The following is a 12,905-nucleotide window of genomic DNA, read 5'->3' on the forward strand; positions in this document are numbered from 1 at the left end:
AGGCAGTTTGACCAATTTGACAGGGTGCAACAAACTGTTAATTTTAGCGTCAGACAATAGAAAATCTTACAGGTTGGCGCATGACACGACCCTATATTCCCCTGAACGCGCTTAGAGCCTTTGAAGCCGCTGCTCGTCACCTAAGTTTTACTAATGCGGCGATTGAGCTGCACGTAACCCATGCAGCCGTGAGCCAGCAGGTAAAATCGCTGGAACAGCAGCTCGGTTGCCAGCTGTTTGTGCGGGTCTCGCGCGGTTTGATGCTGACCACAGAAGGCGAAAGCCTGTTGCCCGTGCTCAACGACTCATTCGATCGGATTGCCGATACGCTGGATCGTTTCTCATCCGGTCAAATGCGCGAAAAATTGAAAGTTGGTGTGGTGGGAAGCTTTGCCACCGGCTTGCTGTTGCCGCGCTTAGAGGATTTTAACCGCCGTTATCCGCACATTGAGCTGCAACTCTCCACCCACAACAATCGCGTCGATCCGGCTGCCGAAGGCCACGATTACACCATTCGCTTTGGTAGCGGCGCCTGGCACGGCACCGAGGCGCAGTGTATTTGTCCTGCGCCGTTATCACCGCTGTGTAATCCGGCCATTGCCCGGCAGCTACAACAGCCTGCAGACGTGCACAAATTTACCCTGCTACGCTCGTTCCGCCGTGATGAGTGGAGCCAATGGCTGCAAAGCATAAACGAACATGCGCCATCGCCTGCGCATCCGGTGATGATTTTTGATTCGTCGCTGACGATGATTGAAGCGGCGTTGTTAGGTGCGGGGATTGCGCTGGCACCGGTGAGGATTTTCAATCACCTGCTGCAAAGTGAGAAGCTGGTGCGCCCTTTCGCCGCTGAAATCGATCTCGGCGGCTATTGGTTAACGCGGTTGCAATCGCGGCCCGAAAGCTCCGCGATGACCGCGTTTTCTGGCTGGTTGATGAATACCTTTTTGCCCGGTGCGCACTAATTAAACGAACACGTGATTTATAGCGCGAATGCGCAGGCCGGAGTCACTTTTGGTCCGGTGGTCCTCGCGCCGCAGCAGATGTGTCAGCGCCCGCACGTAAGCCAGGCCTTACGCTATCTGTTTCGCCTTCGCCAGCGTGCGTGCAAGAAGTGCGGAGTACAGCGGTTTGCCGCCGAAGAATTGCGCGGCCAGCGTTGCGCCGAGACAGGTAATGATCATCGGCAAAATCAGCTGATAATTGTTGGTCATCTCCAGCACCAGCACAATGCCGGTCAGCGGCGCGCGCACCGACGCCGCAAACAGCGCGCCCATTCCGGCCACGGCAAAGGTTGCCGGCTCCAGATGTAAACCCGGCAGCCATTGCATGCAGAGCTGGCCGAAGCAGGTGCCGAGCAGCGTGCCTAGCGTCAGCATCGGGGCGAAAATACCGCCTGGCGCGCCGGAGGAGAAACAGCAGACAGTGATGAGCGTGCGCAGTGCGAAGAGCAGAAACAAGGCTAGCGCGCTATAGCTACCGCTGGAGAAATCGGGGATCAGGGCAATCCCGCCGTTGATGGCTTGTGGCAGCACCAGGCCAATCACGCCGCACGCGCCAGCCAGTAAGCTTCCCCACATCACCCAAGGTGCCACGCGACCTTGGTGCAAACGCTGAAACTGATCCTGCGCGAGGAAAATGAAGCGATTAAATGCCACGCCGCAGCCACCGAATAACACGCCTAATACCAGATAAAGCCACAGCGTATTAGTTGGCGCATCCTGCAACTGACCAATATTGATGATCGCCTCGTTACCATTACATACGCGGAAAACAATGCTGGAGACGATAACGCCGACAAACACCGCTTTGATGGAAATCAGGCTGTAACGAAACTGCGGACGCATCTCTTCAATAATAAACAGGATGCCCGCCAGCGGCGCATTGAAGGCGGCCGATAAACCCGCGGCAGCGCCGGTTGCCAGCAGCGTGTGGCGAGATTCAGAAGATTTAACGCGGAACAGATCGACACACATGCCGCCGATATTGCCACCCAACTGCACGGTTGGCCCTTCGCGACCCAACACCATGCCTGAACCTAATGCGCCCATACCACCAATGAATTTCACTGGTAGTACGCGCCACCAGCGCACCGGTCGGAGCTCTTCCAGCGCGCCTTCGATTTCAGGAATACCCGATCCGCCCGCTTCTGGCGCGTAACGTCGCACCAGGAAATAGCCAATAGCGCCTAGTAATGCCGAAAGGAAAAACGCACCGATTATTTTCACCAGCAGATTGTCACCGGCATCCGCGAGCCAGCTCAATCGCGTCTGCACCACAAAATTCACCGCTTTATCAAAGGCTACGCCAACCAAACCGGTTAGCACACCGACCAGCGCAGCCAGCAGTAATAGTGCAACGGGCGTTTTGTCGCGGCGTAATAGTTTCTGCATCAATAAGAAGCGCCCAGCACGTAAAATCGTTTTGGGCTCTGCGGAGTGATGATGAGCAGACATGCAAATCCCTCTGTATTCAGAACAGTGTTCAAACGTTAGTTTGAAAAAAGAGGGATTAGCATACTGAGAATGAAGTGATTTTTAACCCAGGAATTCGCAAGCGGATTTTTCAGGATCGAAGAGGTTGGGCATTTTTAGCCGATGCATCAACCTCTTCTACGGGGAATTAATCCTGCTCTTCAGCAATCAGCGTCAGTTTTTCATCAGTGGCTTTTTCTTCTTCCAGCGTTTCACCCAGTAACCTGGCGGCATCCTGATAATCCAGCTTCAGGGCTAAGGCGCGCAAGGTGCCGTAGGTGGCGATCTCATAGTGCTCAACTTTCTGTGCGGCACCGATCAGTCCAGCATCGCAAACCGGCCCTTTTTCTACTTCATCGATAATTTCCTGCGCCTCTTCGGCCAGACCTTCCAGCGCATGGCATTTCATTCGTTTGATCTGCACGCCATCCGTGAGCTCAACCAGTTGATCAATACGTTCAATTTGTCCGCGCGTTTCTTCGAGATGCTGTTTAAAAGCCGCAACCAGATTAGGATCAGAGGCTGCGCGAATCATTTTTGGTAACGCTTTGGTGATCTGTTTTTCTGCGCTGTAAATATCAGAAAGATCATGCACAAACAGATCTTGCAGTGTTTTAATCGTCATAATATGGCCTTTTAGTAGAATAGAATATCAGGTAGGTAAAAACGTGGGCGAGAGTGAATAAGGAATTACGCCGGCACATAAGCCTGACTTAATCCTGGCGGACAATAAATAATTCACAAGCGAAGCCTGAAAATAAACTCACCGCATTGTTTAAATCATTGCCAGACTTAAACCAGGTCAATCGGAGAGAACATAATGAAAAAGCCAGGCCCGCCAGAGCTCAACGGCGAAATTATTCACGAACGCAGATTAATGCCGCTCGGATTAATTTCTCTGTATGAAGTTACCTTCAACAATGGCAAATATGCCGTTATGCGTCTGGATAAAGTTCAACCCTTTCATCAGGGTGACGTTTTTAAACGCATTAATGACTGCTGGTATTGTGATGAACAACTGATACATCCTTACGCTTTTCAGTTTGTCGATCAGGCTGAAGCGCAACGGTCATTTATCGAATATGAGCGATAATATTATCTTGTGCTCTTTCATATCGGCGAATGAAACGCAGCGAGTTGGTCCGGTTGCGCTGGCGGCAATGACATCCAGAAATTCACCTCCATGCTGGTTTCATATTCCGCATGCGCTTCAAGGAAAATATGCTCGCCGCTGCGCGATTGCCCGCCATAAAGCCAGCCGCCCTGCACCTCACCATTTTCAAATTGCACGATGCACTCCTGCTTGTAGCCGGGCGCTTGTTCGTTTACATCAATCCATTCAAGAATATGGCGCATTCGCTTACTCCTTGGCAATAAACAGTGATTTACAGTGCGGGCACAACATAGCCTGTCCGCGCGCTTGCTTTAAGGAAGATTGTGGGCAAAACTTTTTACAGACTGGACACTGAGTTTTGACTTCCCGGCGTGATAAGCTTTCTAAAAATTGATTTAACCAGCTCATAATTTATTTCCTTTTTCCGTTAACTGATTCTAACACACCTGATTATTTTCATTGCCACTCACACTTGACAACAACGTTAAAGATCCTCAACCCCATCATTACGTTCAGTTAAATGTTTTAAATTAACTTTTATTTTATAAACCAACCGTAAGATCGATTTGGCACTATACTCAAAACAGACAAATATTTCCCTCGCCCTCTCTTATACCGTCAACTTTCCTGTTGATAGTGCTGACTTTTATAATCCATTGGATTTTTTGCGACGCCATTATGAAAAATAAATTTCCCACCGGGCCATTCATTAGCAGTAGTGCGCTTCCAGCAACGGCACGCAGTAGTTTTGAGTTTTTACATCACAGCGGTGTTTATCAGGCGAACCGGCCAGATGTTTTTTCCGAGCGGCAAATGGAAATATATGGCGAGCGTCTGGCAAAAACGCATCATCTTTCCGACGCCAAAAAAAGCTATAAATTATTGCAGCGGCTGACGGAAAACGAACAGGCGCTGATAAAAAGCGCTGAAATATTAAGTACCGGTGAGAAGCGTAATTTGACACCGGCTGGCGAATGGTTGCTGGATAATTTTTATATTATCGAAGAGCAAATTCGGATGGTGCGCCATCTGTTGCCCACCAAATTTGGTCAGGGTTTACCTGCGCTGAAAGACCCCGCGCACTCTTTGCGCATTCAGGCGATCGCGGATGAGATGATCAGCCACAGTGATGGCCGCTTAGAGTCAGCAGTGTTGGCGACCTTTATTCATGCTTATCAACGCGTGACGCCGCTGCTGATGGGTGAACTCTGGGCGCTTCCCGCTATGCTGCGCTTTGCGCTGCTCGATAACCTCGCACGTATTGCGCAAGGTGTTGCTGAGATTCATCAGGAGCGCAGCCAGGCCGAAGCGTGGATTAATGAGATCGTTCATCACTCCGCCAGGGACGCCACTCGCGTGATTCAGGTGATCGCCGATATGGCGCACAAAAACGATCAGCTTTCCGGCGCGTTTGTCGCCGAACTGGCGCGTAAACTGAATGGGCAGAATCACTCGCTGGCGCTAACGTGGGTGGAGCAACACCTGCTGAACACCGGGCGTAATACTGCGGATGTGATTGAACAATTCAACCGCCAGCTGGCACTGAGTCAGCTCTCAGTCAGCAACAGCATTGCCGGATTGCGCCAGCTTGGCGAAATCAACTGGCAGGATTTGGTGGAGTCGCTGAGCCTGGTCGAGCAGGTGTTGGCGCAGGATCCCGCCGGAATTTATCCGCAGATGCATTTTGACAGCCGCGATCAATATCGGCATGTGGTTGAAGAGCTGGCTCGCCAGAGCGAATTCGACGAGCTAAACGTTGCTAATCAGGTTTTGGCGCTGAGCCGTCAGGCCGCATTGCCAGCGCGCCAACAGCATATTGGTTACTTCCTGCTGGATAAAGGGCGTGCGCAGCTTGAGCAACAGCTAAAGCCGCGCCGTTCCTGGCTTAATCAGGCGCGCCATCATCTCAGCCAAACGCCGCTGCTCTCCTGGCTGGGCAGCCTGACGTTATTGACCACCGCTTTCAGCGCCGAAGCGCTGTTTTTCACTCATCAATCCGCGATGTCGGTGGTGCTGTGGCTGTTACTGGTGCCGGCGGTAATTTTAATCAGCAGCCAGCTCGCCCTGCAGCTGCTCAGCGAAGTGACAACCCGCACCCGCCATCCGGTACCGCTTCCGCGACTTGATTACGAGCGGGCGGTACCGGATGGCGATCGCACGCTGGTGGTGATCCCCTGTTTAATCAGCAGCAAACATGGCACCGATGCGCTGCTGAGGTCGCTGGAAACCAGCTATCTCGGTAACGCGCTCGACAACATCAGCTTTATGCTGCTGGCCGATTTCACCGACAGCGCGGCCGAACACGATGACGATGATGCTGAAATCATCGGTTATGCGGTGCTGAAAATTCAGGCGCTCAACCGCCGTTACAGCAGCAAGTCGCACAATGATGGGCTTTTTTCTCTGCTGCATCGCAACCGTATGCTAAACCCTTCGCAGGGCGTGTGGATGGGTTATGAGCGTAAGCGCGGCAAACTGCATGCGCTCAATCGCTGGCTGCAGGGCGAAGCGGAGATGTTTAACGTCATCGTCGGCGCCAGCCAGGCGCAAATGCGCACGGTGAAATACGTCATTACCCTCGATAGCGACACCATTCTGCCGCGAGAAACCGCGCACAAGCTGATTGGCATTATGGCGCATCCGCTCAATGCGCCGGTGTTTGATGACAGCCTGAATCGCGTGGTGGAAGGTTATGCCATTCTGCAGCCCCGTCTGGCGGAGGAGATTCCGCCCTTTGGCCAGGGCCGCTACGCGCGTCTCTCCAGCAGCGTGCCGGGCAACGATGCGTATTCATCGATGTCTTCCGATATCTATCAGGATCTGTTTGGCGAAGGTTCGTTTGTCGGCAAAGGCATTTACGATGTGGCGGCCTTTACCCGCGCGACGCGTAATACCTGCCCGGAAAATCTGGTGCTCAGCCACGATCTGCTGGAAGGCTGTTATGCGCGTTCTGGCGTGGTCAGCAATGTGGTGCTGTACGAACACTACCCGGATAACTATCTCAGCGATGTCGCGCGGCGTTTTCGCTGGGTACGCGGTGACTGGCAGCTGCTGAACTGGCTAAAACTGCGCGTGCGTCTGGAGGATGGCGGCTATCAGGCCAATCCGCTCAGTGCACTGTCGCGCTGGAAATTGTTCGACAACCTGCGTCGCAGCCTGATTGCGCCCGCCTTGCTGCTGCTGATGTTTCTGGCATTTAGTTGGGTGGCGAATCCGCCGTTTTGGCTCGGCTGCATTGCGCTGTTCCTGCTGTTGCCCAGCGCCTTAGCTTTGAGCATGGAAGGCATGCGCAAAAGCAAGACGCGCGCCTGGCAGCATCATCTCTCTATCCTGTCTTTGGATGCGTTAATGCGCCTGAGCCGCGCGGGACTGACGCTGGCGACACTACCGCATGAAAGCTACTGGTCGCTGAAGGCGATTATCGTCACGCTGTGGCGACTCAACGTGAGCGGGCAGTTTCTCCATGAATGGAAAAGCGCCTCGGCGGGCAGTTCATCGCCCACGCCGTCACTGCGCCATTTTTATCAGGCGATGTGGTTTAACCCAGCAGCTGGCGTTGCACTGTCACTTTTAACCGCGCTGGTTAATCCTGAATTGATTGCGCTGGCGTTGCCGATCTCGCTGCTGTGGCTAATCACGCCGTGGCTGTTGTGGCAGTTGAGTAAACCGGCCCATTCGCTCCAGAAAAAGCTCTCCGCTGAGCAGCAACAGTTTTTGCGCCACACCGCGCGTCACACCTGGGCTTGGTTTGAAGATTTCGTCACCGCCGAACATAACCACTTGCCACCGGATAACTTTCAGGAAGTGTTGCAGCCGGTGGTGGCGCATCGCACCTCGCCAACCAATATCGGCCTGTCGCTGCTGGCCAATTTAACCGCATGGGATTTTGGCTACATTACGCAGAAACCGGTGATAGCCCGTTCGCTCGCCGCGCTGGATAGCCTCGATCGCATGGAGCATTTTCGTGGACATCTCTACAACTGGTATGACACTTACACGCTGAAGCCATTAAATCCGCGCTACGTCTCCACCGTCGATAGCGGCAATCTCGCCGCGCACCTCGCCACCCTGCAGGCCGGGCTTGCGCAGTGGAAGCATCTGCCGGTGCTCGCCTTGCCAGTGATCATGGCCGGTCTGCATGACACCTTGCTGCTGGCGAAAGCGCAGATGGGCACAGAGCGTAACGATCGCTGGGATGAGTTAACCGCGCAGTTTGATGCGCTGCAACAGGCCGCGCCCGTTGCGATTGCCAGTCATCTCTCGTCGCTGATCGCGCAGAGTGAAATTCTGCTGGCGCAGATGCAGCTGCCGCCGTTGCAGGTGAAATGGTTCGAACGGTTTATCCACCAGCTCAGCGATTTGCAGCAGGAGTGGACGCTGTTTTTCAGCTGGATCACATCGGATGATGATCTGCCTGCCGCCTTACCTTCTCTGCTGTGGCTGAGTGAGTTGGAACTTCATCGCCCCGGCCTCAACTCTCAGCTCGCGGCGTCTGTGATGTGGGCCGCGCGTGAACGCATGGCGACCTTGCTGGAGCTGGAAGGACGGCTGGAAGATCATGCAAAAATGGATTTCCGCTTTCTCTATGTCGAAAAAACCGCGCTGCTCAGCGTGGGTTACAATCTTGACAGCGGCGCGCTCGATAAAGGCCATTACGATCTCTTCCCGTCCGAAGTGCGCCTGACGCACTACTACGCCATCTCTGCTAATCAGCTGCCGGTAAAAAGCTGGTTCGTGCTGGGCCGTTTGTTCACCCAACTGGATAACAAACCGGCGGTGATGTCGTGGAGCGGCTCGATGTTTGAGTACCTGATGCCGCATCTGGTGATGCCGGTTTACCCGGATACGCTGCTGGAAAAAATGGCACTGTCGGCGGTGAAGCAGCAGATCGCGTCCGGTGATGCCGCGCAGATTCCGTGGGGCGTCTCCGAGTCGGCTTACGCCGCGTTCGATGACAGCCAAAACTATCAATACAAAGCCTTTGGTACGCCAGAGTTAGGGCTGAAGCGTGGCCTCAACGATGATCATGTGGTTGCGCCCTACGCCTCGCTGTTGGCGCTGATGGTGCTGCCGCATCAGGCCACTGACAACCTGATGCGACTGAAGAAAATGGGTGCCTGCGGCAAATACGGTTTTTACGAGGCGCTCGATTTCACCGCGCAGCGCCTGGCGCGCGGCCAGCAATTTGTCGCGGTGAAAACTTACATGGCGCATCACCAGGGCATGGGTTTTCTGGCGATTTCGCACCTGCTGCATGAAGCGCCGATGGTGGCGCGGTTTATGTCGAGTGCGCGCTTCCAGTCTTCCTACTTGCTGCTGCAGGAGCGCGTGCCGGATGACATTGAGCTGTATACCCCGCGTCGGCAGTTCGTTGACACCAGCGAGATCAAACCGCGTTCAGATACGCCCGAACTGCGCGAGTTCAGCGGCTCGGCGGCGCATCTGCCGCAAATCCAGCTGCTGTCGAATGCCAATTATCATGTGATGGTGACGCAATCCGGCACCGGGTATAGCCAGTGGAAAGGATTGGCGTTAACCCGCTGGTGCGCCGATGGCACCAGCAATCAGCACGGTATCTTCTGCTACATCCGCGATCGCCAATCCGGCGAGCTGATTAGCCCGACGTTCCAGCCCAGCGGTGATGTGCGCCCGCAGCACATTGCGCGCTTTACCGACGCCGGCGCGGAGTTTGAATCGCGCATGGAAACGCTCAGCACCCGCACCCAGGTGGTGGTGTCGCCAGAAGATGATGTGGAAATCCGCCGCATCGTCCTGACCAACCATTCACGCCAGCTGCGTGAAATAGACATCACCAGCTATGCGGAAGTGGTGCTGGCTTCTGCCGCCAGCGATATGGCGCATCCGGCGTTCAGCAACCTGTTTGTGCAAACCGAAATCGTCACTGAACTGGAAGCGATTTTGGCGCATCGCCGCCCGCGCGATGAGAAAACCGAGCCGCTGTGGATGTTCCACGCCCTGCTGATTCACGGCACCAGCGAGCGCGATACGCATTATGAAACCGACCGCGCGCAGTTTATTGGTCGCGGCAGAACTGCCGCCGATCCGCAGGCGATGGCAGCCGATGGCGTACTCAGCGGCAGCGCCGGTGCGGTGCTCGATCCGCTGCTGTCGATTCGCCAGAAAATCGCCATCAAAGCGGGTAAATCCGTCACCCTCGATCTGGTGTATGGCGTCACCACGCAGCGTGATGTCTGCCTTGGCTTGATTGAGAAGTATCGCAACAATGTCTACGCCAATCGGGTATTTGAAATGGCGGCCTCGCACAGTCAGGTGGCGCTGCGTCAGCTGAACATCCTCGCTGAAGATGCCAGTTTGTATAACCAGCTCGCCAGCGCGGTAATTTTTGCCAGCCCTGAAATGCGCGGCGACAGCCAGCGTCTGCAGCAGAATCGCCTGGGACAATCGTCGCTGTGGCGACATTCGCTGTCTGGCGACTTACCGATTGTGCTGGTGCGCATCGAAAACGGTACCCAGCTCAGCCTGGTGAGCAATCTGATTAAAGCGCATCAATATTGGCGCCAGAAAGGATTGACGGCAGATTTGGTGATCCTCAACGGCGAGCAAATCGGCTATCAGCAGCTGTTGCAAAATCAGCTAATCAAAATGATTTCATCAGGCGAGATGCAGATGCTGACCGATAAGCCTGGCGGCATCTTCCTGCGCCAAAGCGAGCACTTTGCGCCCGAAGATGTCACGCTGCTACTCAGCGTAGCTGCCGTGGTGCTGGAAGGCCGCAACGGCAGTTTGGCCGACCAGCTGACGGTGCTGGTAAAACCGCAGCCGGTGGCGCCGCCTTGCCGCTTCCTGGCGCATAAACAGGCCTTTGCTGCGCCCGCCCGCCTCGCTGCGCCGGAAAGCGTGCAGTTGTTCAATGGCACCGGCGGCTACTGCGCCGATGGCAGTGAATATCACATTTTGTTGTCCCCACATCAGCAGACGCCCGCGCCCTGGTGCAATGTGCTGGCAAATAAACAGTTTGGTAGCGTGATCTCAGAAAGTGGTCAGGCCTACACATGGTATGAAAATGCGCATGAATATCGCCTGACGCCGTGGCACAACGATCCGGTGAGCGATACATCGGGCGAAGCCTTTTATCTGCGCGATGAGGAGAGCGGCGATGTCTGGTCACCTATGCCGCTGCCGATGCGCGGCGCCGGAGATTATCTGACGCAGCACGGCATGGGTTACAGCCGCTTTATGCATCAGGAGCAAGGCATTAGCAGCACGCTCACCACTTTCGTGGCTGGCGAGCAGGCGGTGAAAATCACCCTGATTCAGCTCAGTAATCTGTCTGGCAAAACCCGTCATTTGTCGATCACCGGCTACGTCGAATGGGTGCTGGGTGAGCTGGTGAGCCAATCTGCCCGCCATGTACAAACTTCTTCGGCGATAGTGGCGGATGGCAGCGCCATTCTGGCGGTAAATCCCTATACCAGCAGCGGATCGATGCGCACCGCCTTCTTCGCCGCATCCGGCAATCAGATTGCTTTCAGCGGTAATCGCCTTGAGTGCCTGGGCCGCAATGGCTCGACGCGTAAGCCAGCGATGATGCAAGCGCGAGGCTTGTCGGGTAACACCGGCGCGGGACTCGATCCCTGCGCCACTCTGCAAACGCTGACCACCTTGATTGACGGCGATACGCGCACGCTGGTGTTCGTGTTAGGCGCGGCGGAAGATACCGCAGCGGCATTGACGCTGATGCAGCAATTTCTTCCCAGCGAACAGGCGGAAGCCGAACTGGCGAAAGTGCAGCAGCAATGGCGCAATCTGTTAAACAAAGTCGAGGTGCAAACGCCCGATACAGCGGTGAATCTTCTGGCGAATAACTGGCTGCTGTACCAAACGCTGGCCAGTCGTTTGCTGGCGCGCAGCGGTTATTATCAGTCCGGTGGCGCGTTTGGCTTCCGCGATCAACTGCAGGATACGTTGTCGCTCACCCACGCCGCGCCCAACTTACTGCGCGATCAGCTGGTGCTGTGCGCTTCCCGCCAGTTCCTCGAGGGCGATGTGCAGCATTGGTGGCATCCGCCTGCCGGACGCGGCGTGCGCACCCGCTGCTCAGATGATTATCTCTGGCTGCCCTTTGCACTCTGCCACTACATCACCGCTACGGAGGATCTTGCGCTGTTAGAACAGCCGATTAGCTATCTTGAAGCGCCACTGCTCACCGCCGAAGAAGAGTCAGTTTACAGCCTGCCGAACGTCAGTCAGCTGCAGGAAAACCTGTGGCAGCATGGCTTGCGTGCCATTCAGCATGGTCTGAGGTTTGGTGAGCATGGTTTGCCGCTGATGGGTTCCGGCGACTGGAATGACGGCATGAGCGAAGTGGGTATTGCCGGTAAAGGTGAAAGCGTCTGGCTCGGCTTTTTCCTCTACAGCGTGCTCACGCGCTTTGCCGCGCTCTCCACACGTATCGATCAGCCGGAAGCCGCCAGCTTGTGCGAACAACAGGCGGAGAAGCTGAAAACGGCGCTCAATCAGCTCGCCTGGGATGGTGAATGGTTCCTGCGTGGCTACTTCGATAACGGTGAAACCCTGGGTTCACAGCGCAACGCCGAATGTCGCATTGATGCAATCGCGCAGAGTTGGTCGGTGCTGTCTGCGGCTGGCGATCACGAAAAATGCGCCTCGGCAATGCAGGCGCTCGATCAGCAATTGGTGGATAGCGATAACGGCCTGATTAAACTGCTGACGCCGCCGTTCAATGGCGCAGGCCCCAATCCGGGATACATTCGCGGTTATCTGCCTGGCATCCGTGAAAACGGTGGGCAATACACGCACGGCGCGCTGTGGGCAATTATGGCGTTCGCCGAGATGGGCCAGGTCGAGCGCGCATGGGCGTTGCTGGCGCTGATCAATCCGATCAATCACAGCCTTGATGCTGCCGCTGTTGCAACTTACAAAGTCGAACCTTATGTGATGGCGGCGGATGTCTACAGCGCCGAGAACCATGAAGGTCGCGGCGGCTGGACGTGGTACACCGGATCGGCGGGTTGGACTTATCAGCTGATCATCGAAAGCCTGCTCGGCATCACGCGCCACGGCGATACATTGCGGCTGCGTCCGCGTCTGCCCAAAGCATGGCCGGGCGCGAAGGTGATTTATCACGAAGGGGCCGCGCGCTATGAAATTGAGATGCTGCGCACGCCTGGCGCTTATCAGCTGTGGCTGGATGATGTGCTGAGTGCCGATGATGCCATCACACTCAGCTGCGACGTCGGGAATCATCAGGTACGAATTCATCTCGCTGAGTAGCAATCACTGCGGTCATTAGTTTTCACCATAGCCAGCAGTGG

At 55.2% G+C, this 12,905-nt stretch carries 7 protein-coding genes; 3 read left to right on the forward strand and 4 right to left on the reverse strand.

Going from position 1 to position 12,905, the window contains the following annotated elements; genetic code table 11:
- Positions 1 to 80 precede the first annotated feature (80 nt).
- The gene (ampR, locus tag PO881_RS19820) at positions 81 to 965 is read left to right on the forward strand and encodes a LysR family transcriptional regulator AmpR (RefSeq protein WP_280173141.1); all 885 of its coding nucleotides are present in this window, start codon (positions 81 to 83) and stop codon (positions 963 to 965) included.
- Positions 966 to 1,073: 108 nt separating this feature from the next.
- Here the strand turns inward: ampR and clcA are convergent, their stop codons facing one another.
- The gene (clcA, locus tag PO881_RS19825; protein WP_192413031.1) at positions 1,074 to 2,456 is read right to left on the reverse strand and encodes a H(+)/Cl(-) exchange transporter ClcA; all 1,383 of its coding nucleotides are present in this window, start codon (positions 2,454 to 2,456) and stop codon (positions 1,074 to 1,076) included.
- Positions 2,457 to 2,622: 166 nt separating this feature from the next.
- A complete protein-coding gene (locus PO881_RS19830) occupies positions 2,623 to 3,099 on the reverse strand; it encodes a ferritin-like domain-containing protein (protein WP_101761525.1) in 477 nt (158 codons plus the stop codon).
- Positions 3,100 to 3,294: 195 nt separating this feature from the next.
- Here PO881_RS19830 and PO881_RS19835 point away from each other — a divergent pair, with 195 nt between their 5' ends.
- The gene (locus PO881_RS19835; RefSeq protein WP_280173142.1) at positions 3,295 to 3,567 is read left to right on the forward strand and encodes a hypothetical protein; all 273 of its coding nucleotides are present in this window, start codon (positions 3,295 to 3,297) and stop codon (positions 3,565 to 3,567) included.
- A 17-nt stretch (positions 3,568 to 3,584) separates the two neighbouring features.
- Here the strand turns inward: PO881_RS19835 and PO881_RS19840 are convergent, their stop codons facing one another.
- Positions 3,585 to 3,830: a hypothetical protein gene (locus PO881_RS19840; RefSeq protein ID WP_101761527.1), complete on the reverse strand. Its 246-nt coding sequence runs from the start codon at positions 3,828 to 3,830 to the stop codon at positions 3,585 to 3,587.
- A 4-nt stretch (positions 3,831 to 3,834) separates the two neighbouring features.
- A complete protein-coding gene (locus PO881_RS19845) occupies positions 3,835 to 3,996 on the reverse strand; it encodes a YnfU family zinc-binding protein (protein WP_280173143.1) in 162 nt (53 codons plus the stop codon).
- Positions 3,997 to 4,401: 405 nt separating this feature from the next.
- Here PO881_RS19845 and PO881_RS19850 point away from each other — a divergent pair, with 405 nt between their 5' ends.
- A complete protein-coding gene (locus PO881_RS19850) occupies positions 4,402 to 12,864 on the forward strand; it encodes a glucoamylase family protein (protein WP_280173144.1) in 8,463 nt (2,820 codons plus the stop codon).
- Positions 12,865 to 12,905: the final 41 nt, after the last annotated feature.

It is taken from the genome of Pantoea sp. SS70, from assembly GCF_029866845.1.
Lineage (GTDB): Bacteria > Pseudomonadota > Gammaproteobacteria > Enterobacterales > Enterobacteriaceae > Pantoea > Pantoea leporis.

What these genes read in the sequence shown, in the direction of transcription:
- ampR (WP_280173141.1), top strand. Translation starts at nt 81, where the DNA reads ATGACACGACCCTATATTCCCCTGAACGCGCTTAGAGCCTTTGAAGCC.
- clcA (WP_192413031.1), bottom strand. Translation starts at nt 2,456, where the DNA reads ATGTCTGCTCATCATCACTCCGCAGAGCCCAAAACGATTTTACGTGCT.
- PO881_RS19830 (WP_101761525.1), bottom strand. Translation starts at nt 3,099, where the DNA reads ATGACGATTAAAACACTGCAAGATCTGTTTGTGCATGATCTTTCTGAT.
- PO881_RS19835 (WP_280173142.1), top strand. Translation starts at nt 3,295, where the DNA reads ATGAAAAAGCCAGGCCCGCCAGAGCTCAACGGCGAAATTATTCACGAA.
- PO881_RS19840 (WP_101761527.1), bottom strand. Translation starts at nt 3,830, where the DNA reads ATGCGCCATATTCTTGAATGGATTGATGTAAACGAACAAGCGCCCGGC.
- PO881_RS19845 (WP_280173143.1), bottom strand. Translation starts at nt 3,996, where the DNA reads ATGAGCTGGTTAAATCAATTTTTAGAAAGCTTATCACGCCGGGAAGTC.
- PO881_RS19850 (WP_280173144.1), top strand. Translation starts at nt 4,402, where the DNA reads ATGGAAATATATGGCGAGCGTCTGGCAAAAACGCATCATCTTTCCGAC.